Annotated in this window: 20 protein-coding genes, 1 pseudogene and 1 riboswitch; of the genes and pseudogenes, 13 read left to right on the forward strand and 8 right to left on the reverse strand. The window is 55.8% G+C overall.

Going from position 1 to position 21,990, the window contains the following annotated elements:
• Window positions 1–83 precede the first annotated feature (83 nt).
• From folE to AC0IXH_RS02160, 8 genes are all read left to right on the forward strand, one after another.
• Window positions 84–749: a GTP cyclohydrolase I FolE gene (gene folE, locus AC0IXH_RS02125; protein ID WP_013203003.1), complete on the forward strand. Its 666-nt coding sequence runs from the start codon at window positions 84–86 to the stop codon at window positions 747–749.
• 22 nt (window positions 750–771) lie between these two features.
• The gene (yeiB, locus tag AC0IXH_RS02130; protein WP_471719871.1) at window positions 772–1,932 is read left to right on the forward strand and encodes a DUF418 domain-containing protein YeiB; all 1,161 of its coding nucleotides are present in this window, start codon (window positions 772–774) and stop codon (window positions 1,930–1,932) included.
• Window positions 1,933–2,083: 151 nt separating this feature from the next.
• Window positions 2,084–3,124 (forward strand): HTH-type transcriptional regulator GalS, encoded by a 1,041-nt coding sequence (gene galS / locus AC0IXH_RS02135; RefSeq protein WP_013203001.1) that lies wholly within the window; start codon window positions 2,084–2,086, stop codon window positions 3,122–3,124.
• Between the two features lie 315 nt (window positions 3,125–3,439).
• Window positions 3,440–4,435, forward strand: a complete 996-nt coding sequence (mglB, locus tag AC0IXH_RS02140; protein ID WP_013203000.1) for a galactose/glucose ABC transporter substrate-binding protein MglB — start codon at window positions 3,440–3,442, stop codon at window positions 4,433–4,435.
• Window positions 4,436–4,531: 96 nt separating this feature from the next.
• Entirely contained in the window at window positions 4,532–6,052 is a 1,521-nt protein-coding gene (gene mglA, locus AC0IXH_RS02145; protein WP_013202999.1) for a galactose/methyl galactoside ABC transporter ATP-binding protein MglA, read from the forward strand.
• 19 nt (window positions 6,053–6,071) lie between these two features.
• Window positions 6,072–7,082 (forward strand): galactose/methyl galactoside ABC transporter permease MglC, encoded by a 1,011-nt coding sequence (gene mglC, locus AC0IXH_RS02150; RefSeq protein WP_013202998.1) that lies wholly within the window; start codon window positions 6,072–6,074, stop codon window positions 7,080–7,082.
• A gap of 219 nt (window positions 7,083–7,301) precedes the next feature.
• Window positions 7,302–7,481 carry a type II toxin-antitoxin system HicA family toxin gene (locus AC0IXH_RS02155; RefSeq protein WP_105760677.1) on the forward strand — a complete coding sequence of 60 codons (180 nt, stop codon included), beginning with the start codon at window positions 7,302–7,304 and terminating at the stop codon, window positions 7,479–7,481.
• Window positions 7,482–7,510: 29 nt separating this feature from the next.
• Window positions 7,511–7,921, forward strand: coding sequence for a type II toxin-antitoxin system HicB family antitoxin (locus AC0IXH_RS02160; protein WP_013202996.1), 411 nt, complete (start codon window positions 7,511–7,513; stop codon window positions 7,919–7,921).
• A 59-nt stretch (window positions 7,922–7,980) separates the two neighbouring features.
• Here the strand turns inward: AC0IXH_RS02160 and sanA are convergent, their stop codons facing one another.
• The 6 genes from sanA to metG form a co-directional block, all read right to left on the reverse strand.
• Window positions 7,981–8,847 (reverse strand): outer membrane permeability protein SanA, encoded by an 867-nt coding sequence (sanA, locus tag AC0IXH_RS02165; protein ID WP_338574327.1) that lies wholly within the window; start codon window positions 8,845–8,847, stop codon window positions 7,981–7,983.
• 163 nt (window positions 8,848–9,010) lie between these two features.
• On the reverse strand, window positions 9,011–10,708 hold the full coding sequence (locus tag AC0IXH_RS02170) for an NAD-dependent malic enzyme (RefSeq protein ID WP_013202994.1): 1,698 nt from the start codon (window positions 10,706–10,708) through the stop codon (window positions 9,011–9,013).
• 166 nt (window positions 10,709–10,874) lie between these two features.
• Window positions 10,875–11,759, reverse strand: a complete 885-nt coding sequence (cdd, locus tag AC0IXH_RS02175) for a cytidine deaminase (RefSeq protein WP_471719872.1) — start codon at window positions 11,757–11,759, stop codon at window positions 10,875–10,877.
• A gap of 128 nt (window positions 11,760–11,887) precedes the next feature.
• Window positions 11,888–12,580, reverse strand: coding sequence for a CidB/LrgB family autolysis modulator (locus tag AC0IXH_RS02180; protein ID WP_013202992.1), 693 nt, complete (start codon window positions 12,578–12,580; stop codon window positions 11,888–11,890).
• Window positions 12,573–12,968 (reverse strand): CidA/LrgA family protein, encoded by a 396-nt coding sequence (locus tag AC0IXH_RS02185; protein WP_471719873.1) that lies wholly within the window; start codon window positions 12,966–12,968, stop codon window positions 12,573–12,575. The genes AC0IXH_RS02180 and AC0IXH_RS02185 overlap by 8 nt, the downstream gene beginning before the upstream one ends.
• Before the next feature lie 137 nt (window positions 12,969–13,105).
• Window positions 13,106–15,187 carry a methionine--tRNA ligase gene (metG, locus tag AC0IXH_RS02190; RefSeq protein ID WP_041692067.1) on the reverse strand — a complete coding sequence of 694 codons (2,082 nt, stop codon included), beginning with the start codon at window positions 15,185–15,187 and terminating at the stop codon, window positions 13,106–13,108.
• A 186-nt stretch (window positions 15,188–15,373) separates the two neighbouring features.
• Here metG and apbC point away from each other — a divergent pair, with 186 nt between their 5' ends.
• On the forward strand, window positions 15,374–16,486 hold the full coding sequence (gene apbC, locus AC0IXH_RS02195) for an iron-sulfur cluster carrier protein ApbC (RefSeq protein ID WP_105760680.1): 1,113 nt from the start codon (window positions 15,374–15,376) through the stop codon (window positions 16,484–16,486).
• A gap of 35 nt (window positions 16,487–16,521) precedes the next feature.
• On the opposite strand, the gene AC0IXH_RS02200 is transcribed toward apbC, so the two are convergent.
• Together AC0IXH_RS02200 and AC0IXH_RS02205 are read right to left on the reverse strand one after the other, a co-directional pair.
• The gene (locus tag AC0IXH_RS02200) at window positions 16,522–16,944 is read right to left on the reverse strand and encodes a GNAT family N-acetyltransferase (RefSeq protein WP_013202988.1); all 423 of its coding nucleotides are present in this window, start codon (window positions 16,942–16,944) and stop codon (window positions 16,522–16,524) included.
• 27 nt (window positions 16,945–16,971) lie between these two features.
• Complete coding sequence (locus AC0IXH_RS02205) at window positions 16,972–17,217, reverse strand: hypothetical protein (protein WP_013202987.1); 246 nt, start codon at window positions 17,215–17,217, stop codon at window positions 16,972–16,974.
• Between the two features lie 150 nt (window positions 17,218–17,367).
• Here AC0IXH_RS02205 and AC0IXH_RS02210 point away from each other — a divergent pair, with 150 nt between their 5' ends.
• The 4 genes and pseudogenes from AC0IXH_RS02210 to AC0IXH_RS02225 form a co-directional block, all read left to right on the forward strand.
• Window positions 17,368–19,245 (forward strand): potassium transporter Kup, encoded by a 1,878-nt coding sequence (locus tag AC0IXH_RS02210; protein WP_346594088.1) that lies wholly within the window; start codon window positions 17,368–17,370, stop codon window positions 19,243–19,245.
• Window positions 19,246–19,326: 81 nt separating this feature from the next.
• Window positions 19,327–19,429: riboswitch (TPP riboswitch) on the forward strand.
• A gap of 35 nt (window positions 19,430–19,464) precedes the next feature.
• On the forward strand, window positions 19,465–20,250 hold the full coding sequence (gene thiM / locus AC0IXH_RS02215; protein ID WP_013202985.1) for a hydroxyethylthiazole kinase: 786 nt from the start codon (window positions 19,465–19,467) through the stop codon (window positions 20,248–20,250).
• Window positions 20,247–21,047: a bifunctional hydroxymethylpyrimidine kinase/phosphomethylpyrimidine kinase gene (thiD, locus tag AC0IXH_RS02220; RefSeq protein WP_471719874.1), complete on the forward strand. Its 801-nt coding sequence runs from the start codon at window positions 20,247–20,249 to the stop codon at window positions 21,045–21,047. Before thiM ends, thiD begins: the two co-directional genes overlap by 4 nt.
• Before the next feature lie 5 nt (window positions 21,048–21,052).
• Window positions 21,053–21,886 (forward strand): annotated as a pseudogene (locus AC0IXH_RS02225) (class I fructose-bisphosphate aldolase); the annotation flags it as partial.
• Window positions 21,887–21,990: the final 104 nt, after the last annotated feature.

Here is a 21,990-nt window from a genome sequence, read left to right on the forward strand (position 1 = left end):
CGCATTGTGTACCAAAATACCGCCTCAGAATTTATGCCGGTCCCGTTCGGGGCCGGAGTTTCATCTGCTGGAGAAGAATCACCATGGCTGCGTTAAGTCAGGAAGCCGCACTCGTTCACCAGGCGCTGTTAGCCCGTGGACTGGAAACCCCGTTACGCCCACCTGCGCGTGAAATGGATGACGAAAGCCGTAAACGTCTGATTGCCGGTCATATGACCGAGATCATGCAACTGCTCAACCTCGATCTGGAAGACGACAGCCTGGCCGAAACACCGCACCGCATCGCCAAGATGTATGTGGATGAAGTGTTTTCGGGTCTGGATTACGGCAACTTCCCGAAAATTACCGTCATCCAGAATAAGATGAAGGTGGATGAGATGGTGACAGTGCGTGACATCACGCTGACCAGCACCTGCGAACACCACTTTGTGATCATCGATGGTAAGGCGACCGTGGCCTATATCCCGAAAGACACGGTGATTGGCCTGTCGAAGATCAACCGCATCGTGCAGTTCTTCTCGTCACGTCCGCAGGTTCAGGAGCGTCTGACGCAGCAAATTCTGGTGGCACTGCAAACCCTGCTGGGCACCAATAATGTCGCGGTCTCCATCGATGCCGTGCATTACTGCGTGAAGGCGCGTGGCATCCGTGATGCGACCAGCGCCACCACGACCACCTCGCTGGGCGGATTGTTCAAATCCAGCCAGAATACCCGCCAGGAATTCTTGCGTGCGGTACGTCATAGCTAAGGTTTAAACAGAGATCCCCGGCATGCCACGTATTCATACTCTGGATTTTATCCGTGGCCTGGCCATTCTGGGGATCCTGCTTCTCAATATTGTCGCCTTTGGGCTGCCGTCGGCGGCCTATCTTAATCCTGCCTGGCAGGGAACCCCGCCGCCGCTAAGCGAAATCATCACCTGGGCCGCGACCGATCTGTTTGCCCAGGTTAAATTCCTCTCGCTATTTGCGTTGCTGTTCGGCGCCAGTCTGCAACTGTTACAACCACGCGGTAAGCGCTGGCTCCAGTCACGCCTGATCTGGCTGATGGCGATCGGGCTGTTGCACAATCTGCTGTTATGGGATGGCGATATCCTGCTGGATTACGGCCTGGTCGGGCTGGCCGTCTGGCGGATGATCCGCGACGTCAGTTCTTCCCGACTGCTGCTGAATACCGGGGTGATGCTGTACGTCGTCGGCAGCGGTGTGCTGCTGATCCTCGGGCTGGGCACCGGGCCGGAGCCTAACAGCTCGTGGCTACCCGGCATGGCCAACGTGCAGTACGAAACCTTCTGGCATATTCAGGGCGGATGGCAGGCGATTCAGGGCCGGATGGACCGCTTTAGCGGCAGCCTGATGGCGCTGGCGGCGCAATATGGCTGGCAACTGGCCGGGCTGATGATGATAGGTGGCGCGCTGATCGGCAACGGCTGGCTGAAGGGTGAGCGCAGCCTGCCACAGTATCGCCGCAGCGCGGTAATGCTGATCTCCCTTTCGTGGCTGATTCAACTCCCCGGCTTGTATCTGCAATGGAGCACCGGCTGGAGTTTCCGCTGGGCCGCTTTCTTCCTTCAGGTGCCGCGCGAACTCGGCGCGCCGTTGCAGGCGCTCGGTTATGCCGCCTTGTGTTACGGCTTCTGGCCCACGCTCAGCCGGCTGAAAATGACTCACGCCATCAGCTGCGTGGGGCGGATGGCCTTATCCAACTACCTGTTGCAAACCCTGATTTGCACCACGCTGTTCGATCGTCTCGACTTATTTAACCAGCTGGACCGACTGCAGTTGCTGGCGGTGGTGCCTGCAGTGTGGGCGGTCAATATCCTGTTGTCAGTGCTGTGGCTGCGTTACTTCCGTCAGGGCCCGGTTGAATGGCTGTGGCGTCGACTCACCGAACTGACGGGCGGTAAGCCGCTGAATCGGGCTGAAGGATGACATCCGTCACAAATGTTGCTGATTTGTATGTAACCGTTTTCATCAGTGTGACGAGATTCACGTAGCCCCGCGTTGACCCCTGCCAGAATAGCCCCCAGAACACTGTGTCAGGAAGGGCTATGCAAATCTTATTCTCCACCGGTAATCCCCTATGATTACCATTCGTGATGTGGCCCGAGAGGCCGGCGTATCGGTAGCAACGGTGTCCCGCGTGCTCAATAACAGCGCCGCAGTGACCCCTGAAACCCGCGAAATCGTTCTGAATATCGTAGAAACGCTGGGCTACCGGCCGAATGCCAATGCGCAGGCGCTGGCCACCCAGGTCAGTGACACCATCGGTGTGGTGGTGATGGACGTTTCCGATCCCTTCTTTGGTGCGTTGGTGAAAGCGGTGGATACCGTTGCCCAACGCATGCAAAAACATGTACTTATCAACAACTCCTACCATCAGGCAGACAAAGAGCGCCATGCGATTGAAGTGCTGATCCGCCAGCGTTGTAACGCGCTGGTGGTACATGCCAAGGCGCTGGGCGATGAAGAACTGGGTTCATTAATGGATCAGGTTCCCGGCATGGTGCTGATCAACCGAACCGTGCCCGGCTATGCCCACCGTTGCGTCTGTCTGGACAATATCAGCGGCGCGCTGATGGCGACCCGCATGCTGCAACAGCAGGGCCACCAGCGCATAGGTTATCTGGGATCCAGTCATCCGATTGAGGATGTGGGCGAACGTCGCCAGGGCTGGCAGCAGGCGCTGGCAGAGCAGGGCGTGACGCCTTCCGAGAGTTGGATCGCCAGCGGCGAGCCGGATATGCAGGGCGGTGAAGCGGCGATGGTTGAGCTGTTAGGGCGCAATCTGCACCTGACGGCGGTGTTTGCTTACAACGACAGCATGGCTGCCGGTGCGCTTGCGGCATTGAAAGATAACGGCATTGCGGTGCCACAGCATTTATCCGTGGTCGGCTTCGACGACATCCCAATTTCCCGTTACACCGACCCTCAGCTGACGACAGTACGCTATCCCATTGTTTCTATGGCGAAACTGGCCACTGAGCTGGCGCTGAAGGGTGCAGCGGGCGAACTGGATGAAACGGCACAGCACTGCTTTATGCCGACGCTGGTTCGCCGTCATTCCGTCGCCACACGGCAAAATGTGGCCCCGATCACTAACTCAACCGATTCTGCGGTGTAACCGTTTTCAATCTGTGAGTAAATTCACAGTTAATTAACATCAGCTTCTCTATGATGACAGTAACTTACAAAGGGTGAAACATTATGTAACGTTGATGGGGCCAGCTATAGCGGCAACCTCACCCCTTGTGAAACAGTTTATTACACAGCTTTCAGGAAGCGTTACCGTACAGGGAAGTCGGGTTTGATTTAACAAATAATCGGCTTTGCGTAACGTTTCCACCTTATGCCTTGCCGGAAAAATAAACGTCGGGTCCTCCCCTTACAGGAGCGCACCGGACGTTGCGTAAGACCCTACAAAAAAACCGGAGATACCATGAATAAGAAGGCTTTCACGCTCACTGCCCTGGTTGCCAGCATGATGTTTGGTGCAACAGCTCACGCTGCGGACACCCGTATCGGCGTGACCATCTACAAATACGATGACAACTTCATGTCTGTCGTACGTAAAGACATTGAGAAAGATGCGAAAGACAGCCCGGGTGTGCAGCTGTTGATGAATGACTCACAGAACAGCCAGTCTACCCAGAACGACCAGATCGACGTACTGGTTGCTAAGGGCGTGAAGGCGCTGGCCATCAACCTGGTTGACCCGGCAGCAGCGGCCGTGGTGATCAGCAAAGCGAAAGCCAACGAAATCCCAATCGTGTTCTTCAACAAAGAGCCAACCGCGAAAGCGCTGGCCAGCTACGACAAAGCTTACTACGTCGGCACTGACTCTAAAGAGTCAGGCGTTAAGCAGGGCGAGCTGATTGAGAAGCACTGGAAATCGACCCCAGGTTGGGATCTGAACAAAGATGGCGTGATCCAGTTCGTGCTGCTGAAAGGCGAGCCAGGTCACCCGGATGCGGAAGCCCGTACCAAATACGTTATTGATACCCTGAACAAAGACGGCCTGAAAACGCAGCAGCTGCATCTTGATACCGCCATGTGGGACACCGCTCAGGCGAAAGATAAGATGGATGCCTGGTTGTCTGGCCCGAACGGTAACAAAATCGAAGTGGTTATCGCCAACAACGATGCGATGGCAATGGGTGCGGTAGAAGCGCTGAAAGCACACAACAAATCTTCTGTACCGGTATTCGGTGTGGATGCCTTGCCAGAAGCGCTGGCGATGGTGAAATCGGGCGCAATGGCCGGAACCGTGCTGAACGATGCGGAAAACCAGGCCAAAGCGACCTTCGAGATGGCGAAAAACCTGGCAGCGGGCAAGCCTGCGACCGAAGGCACCAACTACAAGCTTGACGGCAAAGTGGTTCGCGTTGCTTACGTGCCGGTTGATAAAGAAAACCTGTCTCAGTTCGTTAAATAATAAGCGTTACCTGTACCGGGCGCAGCGTGCTGCGCCCACTCCCAGGCTTGCTATCGGGCTCGCCTGATTTCACGCCACTTTCAGCCGGGTAGAATTATGGGCAGTGATAAAGTGCCAACACAGCGCGAATATCTGCTGGAGATGACGGACGTCAGTAAGTCATTTCCTGGGGTTAAAGCACTGGACAATGTGAATTTAAAAATTCGCCCCCACTCTGTTCACGCCCTGATGGGTGAGAACGGCGCAGGGAAGTCCACGTTATTAAAATGCTTATTTGGCATTTACAGTAAAGATACGGGGAGCATCCTTTTCCAGGGCAAGGAAATCGATTATAAAAGTTCGAAAGAGGCGCTGGAAAACGGCGTTTCAATGGTTCACCAGGAATTAAACCTGGTTCTGCAGCGCACGGTGATGGATAACATGTGGCTGGGACGTTACCCACGTAAAGGGATCTTTGTCGATCACGATAAAATGTACCGTGATACCAAAGCCATTTTTGATGAACTGGATATTGATATCGATCCGCGCGACAAGGTAATTAACCTTTCCGTCTCGCAGATGCAGATGATCGAAATCGCCAAAGCGTTCTCCTATGATGCCAAAATCGTGATCATGGATGAGCCAACGTCGTCGTTAACGGAAAAAGAGGTGAACCACCTGTTCACTATTATCCGTAAACTGAAAGATCGTGGCTGCGGCATTGTTTATATCTCACACAAGATGGAAGAAATTTTCCAGCTGTGTGATGAAATTACCATCCTGCGTGATGGTCAGTGGATCGTGACTCAGCCGCTTGAAGGGCTGGATATGGATAAGATCATCTCGATGATGGTAGGGCGTTCGCTGAACCAGCGATTCCCGGATAAAACCAACGTCCCGGGTGAGACTATCCTCGAAGTGCGTAACCTGACTTCTCTGCGTCAGCCGTCGATTCGGGATATCTCGTTCGACCTGCGCAAAGGTGAGATTCTGGGCATAGCGGGGCTGGTAGGCGCGAAGCGTACCGACATCGTTGAAACCCTGTTTGGTATCCGTGAGAAGTCTGGCGGCACCATCAAGCTGCACGGCAAAAAGATCAATAACCACAGCGCTAACGAAGCGATCAACCATGGCTTTGCGCTGGTGACCGAAGAGCGTCGTGCGACCGGTATTTACGCGTTCCTGGATATCGGCTTTAACTCGCTGATCTCCAATATCCGTAAATATAAAAACAGCATTGGCCTGCTGGATAATAACCGGATGAAAAGTGATACCCAATGGGTGATTGACTCAATGCGCGTAAAAACGCCGGGCCATCACACCTCAATTGGTTCACTGTCGGGAGGGAATCAGCAAAAGGTGATTATCGGTCGCTGGTTATTAACGCAGCCGGAAATACTAATGCTGGATGAACCGACGCGCGGTATTGACGTCGGGGCGAAGTTCGAAATCTATCAGTTAATTTCAGAGCTGGCGAAGAAGGATAAAGGCATCATTATTATCTCTTCTGAAATGCCAGAGCTCTTAGGCATTACCGACCGGATTCTGGTAATGAGTAACGGCATGGTTGCGGGCATAGTAGAAACAAAAACGACAACGCAAAACGAAATCTTACGTTTAGCATCGTTGCACCTTTAATAGGGTAAGGGCTGTTACCATGAAAGCAGTGAATAAAAAAAGTGCACTCACCTGGTTAAAAGAAGGTGGGATCTACGTTGTGTTGCTGGTACTGCTGGCAATCATTATTTTCCAGGATCCAACTTTCTTAAGTTTGATGAACCTGAGTAACATTTTAACCCAGTCTTCCGTGCGTATTATTATTGCATTGGGCGTGGCCGGGTTAATCGTCACCCAGGGTACTGACCTGTCAGCCGGCCGTCAGGTGGGTCTGGCCGCGGTGGTTGCCGCCACGCTGTTGCAGGCGATGGACAATGCCAACAAAGTCTTCCCGCATATGGACACGGTGCCAATTCCATTGGTGATCCTGGCAGTCTGCGTGATCGGCGGCGTCATTGGTCTGGTCAACGGCCTGATCATCGCTTACCTGAAGGTGACGCCATTTATCACCACGCTGGGTACGATGATCATCGTTTACGGTATTAACTCCCTGTATTACGACTTTGTCGGTGCCTCACCGATTGCCGGCTTTGACGAGAAGTTCTCGACCTTTGCCCAGGGCTTTGTGCGCTTAGGTGATTTCAAGCTGTCTTACATCACCTTCTATGCAGCGATTGCGGTGTTCTTTGTCTGGGTGCTGTGGAACAAAACCCGCTTTGGTAAAAACATTTTTGCCATCGGCGGTAACCCGGAAGCGGCACGTGTGTCAGGTGTTAACGTTAACTTCAACCTGATCCTGATTTATGCGCTGTCGGGTGTGTTCTACGCCTTCGGCGGGATGCTGGAAGCGGGCCGTATCGGCTCGGCAACCAACAACCTCGGCTTTATGTATGAGCTGGATGCGATTGCGGCCTGTGTGGTAGGTGGCGTGTCGTTTGCCGGTGGTGTCGGTACCGTGGCAGGTGTGGTAACCGGTGTGCTGATCTTCACCGTTATCAACTACGGTCTGACCTATATCGGCGTTAACCCTTACTGGCAGTACATCATTAAGGGCGGCATCATCATCTTCGCCGTGGCACTGGATTCACTGAAATACGCCCGTAAGAAGTAACCCTTCTCCGGCAGACAAAAGGTCAGGCAGCGCAAGCTGCCTGACCTTTTTTATTGCCAGTGTGTCTGCCCGGGTTTGATCTGACCAAATGCGCATCTCAACCTCACCGTAGTTTGCCCATGGCGTTGAATGAGAATAATTTATAACCCGAGTAACTCCGTTGCATGCTGGGGTTATTGGAGTTATTATTCTTGCGCCAGGACGCAATGGGGTAAAAGGATGGATAGCAGGACGTTAATCGCTGAAATCAAAGCTGACGGTTGGGAACTGATTAGGGTAAATGGAAGTCATCATCATTTCAGGCACCCCACCAAAAAAGGGGTAGTGACTATCCCCCATCCAAAGAAAGATTTACCCATAAAAACGATAAAGAGTATTAAGAAACAAGCGGGGATGTAATCCTCGTTTTCATCGAGAGAGGGTAATTCATGCTATATCCAATTGCTATTGAGAACGGTGACGAGCACCATGCTTACGGCGTGACCGTGCCAGATTTGCCCGGTTGTTTTTCTGCCGGAGAAACGTTAGAAGAAGCCGTGAACAATGCCAAAGAGGCGATTACTGGACATATTGAATTGCTTATCGAGCTGGGTGACGATATTCCGGCCGTATCCTCCCTGAGCGCTCTTGTTGCCGATAGTCAGTATGCTGGCTATACCTGGGCGCTTGTCGATGTGGACCTGGCCCGGCTCTTAGGGGGCACTGAGAAAATCAACGTGACTTTACCGAAGTCACTTATTGACCGTATAGATCGCTGTGTGGCCACACACCCTGAGTTTAAAAGCCGTTCTGGTTTCCTTGCTCAGGTGGCGATTGAGCGTATTGCGAAAGGCGTTTAACCCTCCCCATTTCAGCAAAAAGGTGCCTCAGTGCCCTGACTCTTCGATTAAATCTGCTATTACGGCCCGGAAGGGACTTCGGCTGGCTGTGCGGGTGAGGGCGGCGCCGGTTTTGGCGAGTCAGGCTCTGCGGGTTTGCCACTGTCTTCAGGCGGTTGCGGCGGCGTTTGCTGCTGCTGAAGTTTGGCAGCGGCGGCAGCTTTCGCCTGAGCCTCAAGCTTCTCCTGCAGCTCCAGCAGTTGCTCAGGCGTGACCGCCGGATAGCTTTGCGTATCTTCCGGCACTTCCACCCGCGCTGGTATCGGGATCAGCGGCCCGAGGAAGTGCGGCTCGCGCTTCATCACATACAAATCGGCCAGCGCGCCCAGCCGCGCACCGACTTCGCGAACCCGGATATTCAGCATGTTTTTCGGCGAAGGAACCGCGTAACACTGTGCCTGAATACCCATATGCAGGGCGATAAACAGCGCGCGTTCGCAGTGGAAGCGTTGGGTGATTATGATGAAATCGTTGGTATCGAACACTTTGCGGGTACGCACAATCGAATCCAGCGTCCGGAAACCGGCATAATCCAGCACGATATCGGCCGGATCGACGCCGGCGGCGATCAGATCCTTGCGCATGGTCATCGGTTCGTTGTAGCTGTGCAGGGCATTATCACCGCTCAGCAACAGGTAATTGACCTTGCCGCTGTTATAGGCGTTCAGCGCGCCCTGCATGCGATACAGGTAGTATTGGTTGATGCCGCCGCCGCGATAATATTTGGCCGTACCGAGCACCACACCGACCTGGCGATGCGGCAGCGATTTCAGATTTTCGTAGATATAGGGAGCGGTTTTCCAGCTCATCCAGCGATCGAGGCCGAGCGCGGTCAGTACCATCAACGTCATGATGATAATCAGACCATAAATCAAGCGTTTTACCATGCCAGAGAGCGCTCAGACTTGCAGAAAAAGGGTGAATCAAGGCTACTTGACCCGGCGGGGTGAAGCAAGCAACAGCGCACCGGTTGGCGGATTTTCGCACAAATCGCCGGAAGAAAAGGGCAAAGTTGAGAGCCGGGTGCAGAAAGCACCCGGCCGCGATCAATCAGATTGAGGTCCGACGATAGTTACGGTATTGCGGCAGCCAGAAATTGGCCGCAATTGACTTGGACAGCACGTCTTCAGAGGTAACGACCGCCACGCCTGCTAACTGTGCGGCTTTGCCGACAGCCATAGCGATCAGTTTCGATACGCCCTGGATATCTTTCACTTCTGGCAGCACCGGGCCGACGCCATCGTTAACCAGCGGTGAGCAGTCGGCTAAGGCACGGCTGGCGGCCATCAGCATGCTGTCGGTGACGCGGGTAGCGCCGGACGCAATCACCCCAAGGCCAATGCCCGGGAAGATATACGAGTTATTGCACTGGGCGATAGGGTAGGTTTTCTCTTTCCACATCACCGGAGAGAATGGGCTACCGGTTGCCACCAGCGCGGCACCATCGGTCCAGGCCATAATGTCCTGCGGCGTGGCTTCAACCCGTGACGTCGGGTTGGACAGCGGCATGACAATAGGGCGCGGGCAGTGCTTATGCATCTCGCGGATAATCTCTTCGCTGAACAGACCCGGCTGGCCGGAAACACCGATCAGGATATCCGGCTGGGCGTGACGCACCACGTCCAGCAGCGAAATGGCGTCGGAGCTGGCATGCCAGTCCGCCAGGTTTTCGCTTTTCTGCACCAGCTTGCTCTGGAAGTTCAGCAGGTTAGGCAGCTTGTCGGTCAGCAGACCGAAGCGGTCCACCATAAACACGCGGGCGCGGGCTTCTTCATCGCTCAGGCCTTCGGACTTCATCTGCGCGATAATTTGCTCGGCGATGCCGCAGCCGGCAGAACCTGCACCGAGGAATACCACTTTCTGCTGGCTCATGGTGCTGCCCGCCGCACGGCTGGCGGCAATCAGCGTGCCCAGCGTAACGGCGGCGGTGCCCTGAATATCATCATTGAAGCAGCAAACTTCGTCACGGTAGCGTTCGAGGATCGGCATCGCATTTTTCTGTGCGAAGTCTTCAAACTGCAGCACCACGTTCGGCCAGCGGCTCTTCACCGCCTGAATGAACTCGTGGACGAAGTTATCGTACTCTTCGCCGGTGATGCGCGGATGACGCCAGCCCATATACAGCGGGTCATTCAGCAATTGCTGGTTGTTGGTGCCGACGTCCAGCACGATTGGCAAGGTGTACGCCGGGCTGATACCGCCACAGGCGGTGTACAGCGAGAGCTTACCAATGGGAATGCCCATGCCACCGATGCCCTGGTCGCCCAGGCCGAGAATGCGTTCGCCGTCGGTAACCACGATCACTTTGACATTCTGCTTGGTGGCGTTTTGCAACATATCTTCGATGTTGCCGCGGTTCGGATAGGAGATAAACACGCCACGGGCACGACGATAGATTTCGGAGAAGTGTTCACAGGCCGCGCCGACGGTGGGGGTGTAAATAATCGGCATCATCTCTTCAAGATGGTTGTCCAGCAGACGGTAGAAGAGGGTTTCGTTGGTGTCCTGGATATTGCGCAGATAAACGTGTTTGTCGTTATCGTTTTTGAAGTCCTGAAACTGCTTCCAGGCACGCTTGGCTTGCTCTTCGATGGTTTCCACCGTTTCAGGCAGCAGGCCGCGCAGGTTAAATTCATTTCGCTCTTCTACAGAGAAGGCGCTTCCCTTATTCAACAACGGGAATTCCAGCAAAATAGGGCCGGCATAAGGAATATACAGCGGTCGTTTACTTTCGTATTCGAGTTCCATGCAATCAATACTCATTCGGATCGGGATGTTGTGGGCCAATCCTAAAATAATTAGTCTGAAAGTACAGCTTTTGTTAACGGGTTATAACAAAAGGAACGGTTTTTATTCAATTTTTGCGAAAGCTGAACAGGATGCAGCGTAACGCTGCATCCTGGCGTGGAAGGGATCAGTCCAGCGGAACGGTGGTCAGATTGGCGCAGCCCAGCGCGTGCAACGTCGCCTGAGTTGCCTGGCGCTGAATGACCCTGGCATCTGGCGCTTCTGCCAGCACCGCGCGCTGAATGGTCAGCACATCATGGCCGGCAAGGCTGAGCAGGTTGAGGGCGGCTTGCAACGGCGGCAGGCTGGGGTTGAAGGCGGCATTTTCCGCGTAGCTACCGGCGAAGATCGCGCCGTCTGCGGATTGCAGCGCCACGCCGCTCCAGGCCTGAGTATAAGGTGCATGACTGCGGTTGGCGGCCTGCAGCGCGGCCTGCGTCAGCGCATCGCCTTTGATGCTCAGCTGGTGGTCGACATCATCCAGCAGCAGCGTTTTGATCTCCAGATCGCGCGGGCCGAAGGCATCGGGCAGATAGTCTCCCAGCGTGGCCGGTGCGCGGCCCGGAAGATGAATGTTCAGCGCGGTGCCGCTGTTTAGCTCATTCATAAACTGGCGGCAGTGACCGCAAGGCGTGTAATTGACGGTGATGGCTTCCAGCGAGGCTTCGCCGCGCATCCAGGCGTGGGTGACCGCACTTTGTTCGGCATGCACGGTTTGCTGCATGGTCGCGCCAACAAACTCCATATTGGCACCGAAATAGAGGTGTCCGCTTTTGCCTCTTGCCAGCGCGCCAACATTAAAGTGGGAGAGGGGCGCCACAGCGCAGGCGGCAGCCAGCGGCAGCAGGGCAAAAGCCAGCTCACGATCGTCCAGGCCAGATGCGGATTTAACGTCAGCCACCTGCTCTGGCGTCAGGAATGCCTGAAAGTCAGCAGCGGAAAGGATCGGCAGCAGGGCGGTTTGCAGGGCTGTCGGCAGCGTGGCAAACGCGGCTTGAAAACGTGGGTGCATTATCGGGCCTCTTTAACTGGTTCGGCCGCTAAGTGTAGCGGGCAGTTGCTGAGTTATATGTGATTGATATCACGCAAGCAATGCAATTTATGAAAGCGAATTACAAAATGCGCGACGCATCGCAAATTTTAACCCCAAAGGTGCATCAGCAACGGGAACAGGAACGGCGCCAACAGCGAGGTAATAATCCCGCAGATCACCAGCGCCAGCGAGCTGTAAGCCCCTTCCTGATAATCCAGTTCCGCACAGCGCGCGGTGCCCAGCGCATGGGAGGCGTTGCCAATCGCCAGCCCGCGCGAAGGCTTGCCGGTAATCTTCAGCAGGTTCAGCAGCATATGACCAAATACCGCTCCCAGCACGCCGGCGATCAGCACACAGATCGCGCTGATTGCCGGAATGCCGCCTAAGGTGCCAGATACGGCCATCGCGATCGGCGTGGTGACCGACTTCGGCATAATGGTGGCGGCAATCTGCGGCGTGGCACCCATCCACAGCGCAATCGCCGTCCCGGAGACCATCGCCGTCATGCTGCCCATAAAGCAGACGCCAATAATCGACTTCCAGCGCGCGCGGATCTGATGCATCTGCTCATACAGCGGAATGGCTAACGCCACGACAGAAGGCTGAAGAAGATGGTTAAGCACCGAACTGCCCTGGAAATAGCGCGCATAGGGCATCTGGATCAGTAACAGCAGCGGGATGATCACCGCCATCGATACCAGCAGCGGATTGACCAGCGAGATTTTCACCTTTGCCGCCACGCGACGTGCGGCAAAAAACACCATCACCGTCAGCGGCAGTGACCACCAGATATCACTCATCGCCGGCTCCTGGTTTGATCAGCGGACGGCTGTGTAACCGGTGTGACACCAGCCCGACGGTCAGCAGCACGATAAAGGTACTCAGCACGCAGGAGACCACAATCGGGCCAAACTGCGCGCTCAGAATATCGGTGTAGCTCATGATGCCGACGCTGATCGGCACAAACAGCAGGCCCATATAGCGGATCAACAGGGTGCTGCCGGGTTTCACGTAGTCCACCGGCAGGATCTGCAATGCCAGCAGACCAAACAGGATCAGCATGCCAATAATGCTGCCGGGGATCGTCACGGGCAGCAGGCCAGCCAGGGCTGTTCCGGCATAAAGACAGAGGTAAATGATGACAAAGGCGCGAAGATATTGCCAACCAAGGGACAGGGCGGTACGCATGATAAGCTCCTGGTTTTAAGAACGTTAATCATACGATGAAATGCTAAAACGTGCTATCGGTCACACTGGGCAGAAGAGACAAACAAAAAAGGGGCGAACCTGGATTCGCCCCTTAAACATCTTAACGCAACGGGAAGTTATTTAACCTGCATACCCGGCTGAGCGCCGCTGTCGGCACCGAGGATAAACAGATCTTTGCCGCCAGGGCCGGCAGACAGCACCATGCCTTCTGACACGCCGAAACGCATTTTGCGCGGTGCCAGGTTGGCCACCACCACGGTCAAACGACCTTCCAGCACCGATGGGTCTGGATAGGCGGCGCGAATACCGGAGAAGATCTGGCGCGTTTCGTCGCCACCCATATCCAGCACCAGACGAAGCAGCTTGTCAGAACCCTCCACCAGCTCAGCGGTTTTGATCAACGCCACGCGCATATCCACTTTGGCAAAGTCATCAAAGCTGATGGTGTCGCCAACGTCGGCATCGGCTGAAGCAGCCGCTACCGCAGGTTTTGCCTCGGCGGATTTTTTCGCTTTGCTGTCTGCAACCGCAGGCGCATTGGCCACCGCAGCATCTTCTTTCGAGGCTTCAATCAGCGCGTTGACTTTGTCCATCTCAATGCGGCTGTACAGCGCTTTAAAGGCCGAGATTTTATGGTCCAGCAGCGGCTGCTGAATGCCATCCCAGCTCATTTCCACATTGAGGAACGCTTCGGTGCGTTCAGTCAGTGATGGCAGCACCGGTTTCAGCCAGGTCATCAGTACGCGGAACATGTTGATGCCCATCGAGCAGATCGCCTGCAGATCGGCATCGCGGCCTTCCTGCTTGGCGACAACCCACGGTGCCTGCTCGTCGACGTAGCGGTTTGCCACATCGGCCAGCGCCATGATTTCGCGCACGGCACGACCGAACTCGCGGCTGTTCCAGGCTTCGCCAATGCTGGCGGAGGCATCGGTGAAGGTTTTGTACAGCTCAGGATCGGCCAGCTCCGCGGAGAGTTTGCCGTCGAAACGCTTATTGATGAAACCGGCGTTACGGGAAGCCAGGTTCACCACTTTGTTAACGATATCGGCGTTCACGCGCTGCACGAAATCTTCCAGGTTCAGGTCAATATCGTCAATGCGCGAAGAGAGCTTCGCGGCGTAGTAGTAACGCAGGCTGTCTGCATCCAGGTGCTGCAACCAGGTGCTGGCTTTAATAAAGGTGCCGCGAGATTTTGACATCTTCGCGCCGTTTACCGTCACATAACCGTGTACAAACAGGTTGGTCGGCTTACGGAAGTTGCTGCCTTCCAGCATCGCTGGCCAGAACAGGCTATGGAAATAAACGATGTCTTTACCGATAAAGTGGTAAAGCTCGGCATCGGAATCTTTCTTCCAGAAGGCATCAAAATCGATGTCGCCGCGCTTGTCACACAGGTTTTTGAACGAGCCCATATAGCCAATTGGCGCATCCAGCCAGACGTAGAAGTATTTGCCTGGCGCACCCGGAATTTCGAAGCCGAAGTAAGGCGCATCGCGGGAGATATCCCACTGCTGCAGGCCAGACTCGAACCATTCCTGCATTTTATTCGCCACCTGCTCCTGCAGCGCGCCGGAACGGGTCCAGGCTTGCAGCATGGCGCTGAACTCTGGCAGGTCGAAGAAATAGTGCTCAGAATCACGCATCACCGGCGTCGCGCCTGAGACCACCGACTGCGGATTGATCAGCTCGGTCGGGCTGTAGGTCGCGCCGCACACTTCACAGTTATCGCCGTACTGATCGGGCGATTTGCATTTCGGGCAGGTGCCTTTAACAAAACGGTCCGGCAGGAACATGCCTTTTTCCGGATCGTACAGCTGTGAAATGGTGCGGTTCTTGATGAAACCGTTCTCTTTCAGACGGGTATAGATCAGCTCGGACAGCTCACGGTTCTCGTCGCTGTGCGTCGAGTGATAGTTATCGTAGCTGATGTCAAAGCCAGCAAAATCTGTCTGATGTTCCTGACTCATCTCAGCAATCATCTGCTCAGGCGCAATACCCAACTGCTGAGCTTTCAGCATGATTGGCGTACCGTGTGCATCGTCCGCACAGATGAAGTAAACCTGATTGCCGCGCATTCGCTGGTAACGGACCCAAATATCTGCCTGGATATGCTCGAGCATGTGGCCGAGATGAATGGAACCGTTGGCGTACGGCAGTGCGCACGTTACCAATATTTTTTTCGCGACTTGAGTCATAGTAAGACTTGCTATACCTGTTTTAAAAGGGGGGATAGATGGTAACCGAAAGGCCGTCCCTGCGTAAACAATCCCGCGATCTCACCGCCGTTTTTTAAGGCCGGTAACATCACCGCCTGCCACTTCTGATATGCTTAAACCCATCTGAACCCATTAAAGAACTGATAAAGAAAACAAGGAGCCGGGATGACGGTACAAGCTCAGGGTCAACATTCACCGGAAGCGCTGCGTGCGATGGTGATGGGCACATTGACCACTTTTGAACATCCGACGCTGAAGCATAACCTCACCACCCTGAAGGCGTTGCACCACTGCGCGTTGATGGACAATACCCTGCATATTGATTTGGTGATGCCATTTGCCTGGCATAGCGGCTTTGAAGCGCTTAAAGAGTCGACCAGCGCCGAGCTGTTACGTCTGACCAGCGCCACCGCCATCAGCTGGCGCTTGACGCACGATATAGCCACGCTGAAAAGAGTGAAAAATCATCCCGGTGCCACCGGCGTGAAGAACATTATTGCCGTCAGCTCGGGCAAAGGTGGCGTGGGCAAATCCAGCACCGCCGTCAATATGGCGCTGGCGTTGGCTGCTGAAGGAGCCAAAGTCGGGCTGCTGGATGCCGATATTTATGGTCCTTCGATCCCCGACATGCTCGGCACCCGTGATGAACGCCCAACCTCGCCAGACGGCACGCATATGGCGCCGATTATGGCGCACGGCCTGGCAACCAACTCGATTGGTTATCTGGTGACGGACGATAACGCCATGGTCTGGCGTGGGCCGATGGCCAGCAAAGCGCTGATGCAACTGCTGAACGAAACGATGTGGCCGGACCTCGACTATCTGGTGCTGGATATGCCGCCGGGTACCGGTGATATTCAGCTGACGCTGGCGCAGAATGTGCCGGTGACCGGTGCGGTGGTGGTGACCACGCCACAGGACATCGCGCTGGTGGATGCCCGAAAAGGTATCGTGATGTTTGAGAAGGTTAACGTCCCGGTATTAGGTATCGTTGAGAATATGAGTATGCATATTTGCAGCAACTGCGGTCACCACGAGGCTATTTTTGGCAGCGGCGGGGCGGAGAAATTAGCAGAGCAATACCATACGCGCCTGCTGGCCCAGCTGCCGCTGCACATTACGTTGCGTGAGGATCTGGATGATGGACAGCCAACGGTGGTGCGTCGTCCGGATAGTGAGTTTACGGCGATGTATCGCCAACTGGCCGGTGCGGTGGCTGCCCAGCTTTACTGGCAAGGGGAAGTGATCCCTGCCGATATCGCCTTCCGCGCGGTCTGAGTCACCTTCTCCCGGTTTCATCGCCGGGAGAGCGTTCAGCGCACAAAATGCATCAGCCAGTACTCACCGTGTTCACTCTCGCCGTCAGAAATTATCGTCCAGCCATGCCGTTGATAAAAGGCCACCGCATGATGATTGGCCTTCATGCATTTCAACGCGCCGGTGGAGGTGAACGCCGCCTGCACGGCGGTCAGCAACAGGCTGCCCACGTGCTTTCCCTGCCAGTCGGGGTCGATAAACAGGCTGTGCAGAAAATTATCGTTAGGTAACACCGCCGCAAATCCGAGGCGGTGACCGTTGTCTTCCGCCACCAGGATGCGCTCGCCCAGCGTGACCCGATCAAAATCTTCCAGCGCCCAGTCACTGCCATCCAGCCAGTGCCAGTTTGCCTTGCGCGACGCAAGAAACAGCGTGCGCAGGAAAGGGCGGTCGGCCTCAGTAAAGGGACGAACGTTCACGACTGGCTCCGGCGCGCGCGGGGATTATCAGACCGGCTTGACATGCCGTTCGCCATCAAGCCCGGTGCCGCGATAGTCGTAGTCAATTTTTCCGGCCTCAAACAGCTCATCAAGCACCTTAAAATTATCCGGTGGCGTCACGTTGCAACGGTGGTTAAGCGTGGTGTCGAGGATAGAAAACCCCCGATCCCCGCGTGAAATCTGTTTCAGGTATTGCAGCATCTTCAGCGCTGCCACGCTGATGCCGTACTGTTCATTAAGCGGTCTGGTCATAATGCGTTGCGTATTGTCTCGGCTCAGGACGGGATGATGCCCAAGAGTAGCGTATTGTTGGCCGTTAGCCAAAAGAGTCCTTGGGCGAAGTTGACGCTTTCCCATCTCCAGGCCAGTGTAAAGAGATTGGGGTTTCATAAGGAAGGCGCAATGACCGCCAGTCAGGACACACAAGAAAATACGCTTAGCCTGCCGGTACTTGCCGCCGGCGCGCTGGGGGTGGTATTTGGCGATATCGGCACCAGCCCGCTGTATACCTTAAAAACCGTGCTCTCTTTGTCGGGCGAAGGACCCACGCCGGAGGTGATCCTCGGGCTGCTGTCGCTGCTGTTCTGGACCATGGTGATGATCACCTCGGTAAAGTATGCCCTGTTTGCGATGCGCATCGATAACCATGGCGAAGGCGGCATTCTGGCGCTGATGTCGCTATTAGTACGAAAGGATAAACGGCGACCGCTGGTGCTGTTTGCCGGGCTTTTTGGTGCGGCGCTGATCTATGGCGACGGTGCGATCACGCCAGCGATCTCGGTACTCTCTGCCCTTGAAGGGCTGACCATCATCCTGCCGGAATCACAACCCTGGATCCTGCCTGGCGCGGTGGTGATCCTGCTGGCGCTGTTTGCCATTCAACCGCTGGGCACGGCGAAGATTGGCAAAGTCTTTGGTCCGATTATGGCGCTGTGGTTCGCGGTTATCGCCGGCCTGGGCATCTGGGGGATTGTGCAGCATCCTGCGGTGCTGGTGGCGCTCAACCCGATGTACGGTATCGACTTTCTCTTCTCCAACGGCATCGTCAGCTTTCTGGTGCTCGGCGGCGTATTCCTTTGCGTCACCGGTGCGGAAGCGCTGTATGCCGATATGGGCCATTTTGGCAAAAAGCCGATCTGGCTGGCCTGGTTTGCTATCGTCTTTCCCAGCCTGCTGCTCAACTACGCCGGACAGGCAGCGTTACTGCTTTCAGGTGCTGACGTGACGCAAAATATCTTCTTCCGGCTTTGCCCGCCGGTATTACAAATCCCGCTGGTGATCCTCGCCACTCTCGCCACCATCATTGCCAGTCAGGCGATTATCAGCGGTGCGTTTTCCATGACCCGTCAGGCAATTCAGCTAGGCTGGCTGCCGAGGCTGCGGGTTAAACAGACTACCGAAGAGAGCTACGGGCAAATCTATATCGGGGCGATTAACTGGTTGCTGATGGTGGTGACCATCTTTCTCGCGGTGTTCTTCAAATCTTCCGACAAGCTGGCAGCAGCCTATGGCATCGCCGTGTCGCTGACGATGATCATGACCTCCGGGCTGTTGTATGTTGCGATGCATGAGGTGTGGCGCTGGAACCGGCTCACCAGCCTGCTGATTGCCGGCGTGTTCTTTGTCATCGACCTGTGCTTCCTGGTCGCCAATATGAGTAAGGTGTTCGAGGGTGGCTATATGCCGCTGATCCTGGCGCTGGTCGTGTACGGCGTAATGCTGCTCTGGCACCGCGGCGTGGAAGCGGCGAGCAGGGCGGTGCACGAAAAATTTATTCCGGTGGACGACTTCCTGGCCATGCTGGAAGAAAAAGCCATACCCAGAGTACCGGGCACGGCGGTGTTTCTGACGCGGGAGAAAGAGGGCACGCCGCCGGTGATGCAGTGGCAGGTGAAGCGAAACGGCTCACTGCATGGGCACGTGCTGTCGCTGACGATCGCTATCGACAACGTTCCGCGCATCAATGCCGACGAGCGCTTAACCGTCACCCAGCTTGCGCCGGGCTTCTGGCACGCGCTGGCGGTGTATGGCTTTATGGAGCGGCCCAACATCCCTGCACTGTTACGCTATCCGCAACTGGATAACTGCGAGCTGGATACCGAGCATGTCACCTATTATCTGGGCCATGAAAACATCATCCCACGCGAAGGTAGCGGCGGCCTGCCGGCCTGGCAGCGCGTGATTTTCAGCTGGATGGCGCGCAATGGCATGCATGTGACCGACTACTACTACCTGCCCAGTGACCGTGTGGTGGAGATCGGTCGCCGCATCCCGGTGTAGCGGTGGAATGTTGATCTGATTAACGCCTGGGGGATGGTAAAGAAAAGCGCCATCCCGTAATCTGGCGGCTGAAAGCACGTAGTAAATGACTCGGGGTGCCGTTTCTTTCCAAAGAAAGGGCTGAGAAAAACCCGTCGAACCTGAACTGGATAATGCCAGCGGAGGGAAGTCAGATGCCTGACCGCATCGCCTTCTTGATCGCCGGTTGGGAGTTGTACCATGAACCAACCTCATACCTTTGTCGCGGCGGATGCCGTGGCGTCGCTCCACCTCTTCCGTGAAAAATCGCCGTTAATTCACTGCCTGACCAACGATGTGGTGCAGACTTTTACTGCCAACGTGTTGCTGGCGCTGGGCGCATCGCCGGCGATGGTGATTGATCCCGACGAAGCCGCGCAGTTCAGCGCCATTGCCGATGCCGTGCTGGTCAACGTCGGCACGCTCACCCATTCCCGCAGTACAGCGATGCTGGCCGCTGTGCACGCGGCCGGAAAGGCGCAGCGTGCCTGGACGCTGGATCCGGTTGCCGTCGGCGCATTGACCTTCCGCACTGAATTCTGTCAGCAGCTGCTGGAACACCGTCCTGCGGCTATTCGCGGCAACGCCTCGGAAATCATGGCGCTGGCGCGCCAGGCAACCTCCGGGCGCGGCGTCGACAGCCTGCATGACTCGGCGCTGGCGCTGGACGCCGCTCGTCTGCTGGCCAGCACCACCGGCGCTATCGTTGCGGTCACCGGGGAAACGGATTACGTCACCGATGGCCAACGGGTGCTGGCTGTGGCTGGCGGTTCGCCGTTGATGACCCGCGTGGTCGGCACCGGCTGCGCGTTGTCGGCGGTGGTGGCCGGATTTGCCGCGCTGCCTGGCGACCGGTTAACGCACGTTGCCAGCGCCTGCCGGATAATGAGCCTGGCAGGCGAACGCGCGGCGATGGCGGCAGCGGGTCCCGGCAGTTTTGTTGCGCTGTTCCTCGACGAGCTGTTCACTCTGGAGGTTCAGGGATGAAGCGCATCAACGCACTGAGCATTGCCGGAACCGATCCCAGCGGTGGCGCGGGCATTCAGGCCGATCTGAAAACCTTCTCGGCGCTGGGTGCCTATGGCACCACCGTGATCACCGCGCTGGTGGCGCAGAATACCTGTGGCGTGCTGTCGGTTTACCGCATTGAGCCCGACTTTGTCGCGGCACAATTACATTCCGTGCTGAGCGACGTGCGCATCGACAGCGTAAAAATCGGCATGTTAGCCAGCAGCGATATCGTCAAGGTGGTGGCTGAAGGACTGAAGGCCTCGTCCGTGCCGTGGATTGTGCTGGATACGGTGATGCTGGCGAAAAGTGGCGATCCGCTGCTTTCGCCGACGGCGGTTGCCACGCTGCGTGAGTGCCTGTTGCCGCACGTTTCACTGATCACGCCAAATCTGCCGGAAGCGGCGGCGCTGCTGGAGTGTCCGGTTGCCACTAACGAAGATGAGATGCGGCGACAGGGAAGGGCGCTGTTAGCGCTGGGTTGCCAGGCGGTGCTGATGAAAGGCGGACATCTGAGCGATGCCGAAAGCCCGGACTGGCTGTTCAGCCGCCAGCTGGAGCAGCGTTTTACCGCGCCGCGCGTGCCAACAAAGCATACCCATGGCACCGGCTGTACGCTTTCCGCTGCGCTGGCCGCGCTGCGACCCCGGCATGATAACTGGGTGTCGACGGTGCAGGACGCCAAGGGCTGGTTACAGGGCGCGCTGGAGCAGGCCGATTCGCTGGAAGTCGGCAAGGGCATCGGCCCGGTGCACCATTTTCATCGCTGGTGGTAGCGGACGATCAGGGCGTCGAGCACTCGGCGGGCGCGTCATTTGCTGCCAATCCACTCTATTTCGATCCAAAGAACATCGTCGAGCTGGCCATCGAGTCGGGCTGTAACTGCGTGGCCTCCACTTATGGCGTGCTGGCCTCGGTGTCGCGCCGTTATGCGCACCGCATTCCGTTTATGGTCAAACTGAACCATAACGAAACCCTCAGCTATCCCACGCAATACGATCAGACCCTGTATGCCAGCGTCGATCAGGCCTTTAACTTAGGGGCGGTTGCCGTGGGCGCCACCATCTATTTCGGTTCTGAACAGTCGCGTCGTCAGCTGGAAGAAATCTCCGTCGCCTTTGAGCGCGCTCATGAGCTGGGTATGGTCACCGTACTGTGGGCCTACCTGCGTAACAATGACTTCAAGAAAGAGGGTGTGGATTACCATGCCAGCGCGGATCTGACCGGTCAGGCTAACCATCTGGCGGCCACCATCGGTGCCGATATCGTCAAGCAGAAGATGGCGGAAAACAATGGTGGGTATAACGCGGTGAAGTTCGGCTCAACCGACGAGCGCGTTTACAGCAAATTAACCAGCGACAACCCGATCGATTTGGTGCGTTACCAGCTGGCAAACTGCTATATGGGCCGTGCCGGGTTAATTAACTCGGGTGGCGCAGCGGCAGGTGAAACCGATACCGCCGAGTCAGTGCGCACCGCGGTGATCAACAAGCGTGCGGGCGGTATGGGGCTGATTTTGGGCCGTAAAGCCTTTAAGAAATCGATGAAGGATGGCGTGGCGCTGATCAATTCGGTGCAGGATGTCTATCTGGCGAAAGACGTCACCATTGCTTAATCGCTAACGATAAGGGGTTGACAATGATTAGCCCCTTATCTTTCACCCTATGTGATTATTTTGTTACAAACTATCGATGCTTAAGCCTCTCCACTCGTGCCTGA

The organism is Erwinia sp. AC075 (assembly GCF_979253995.1).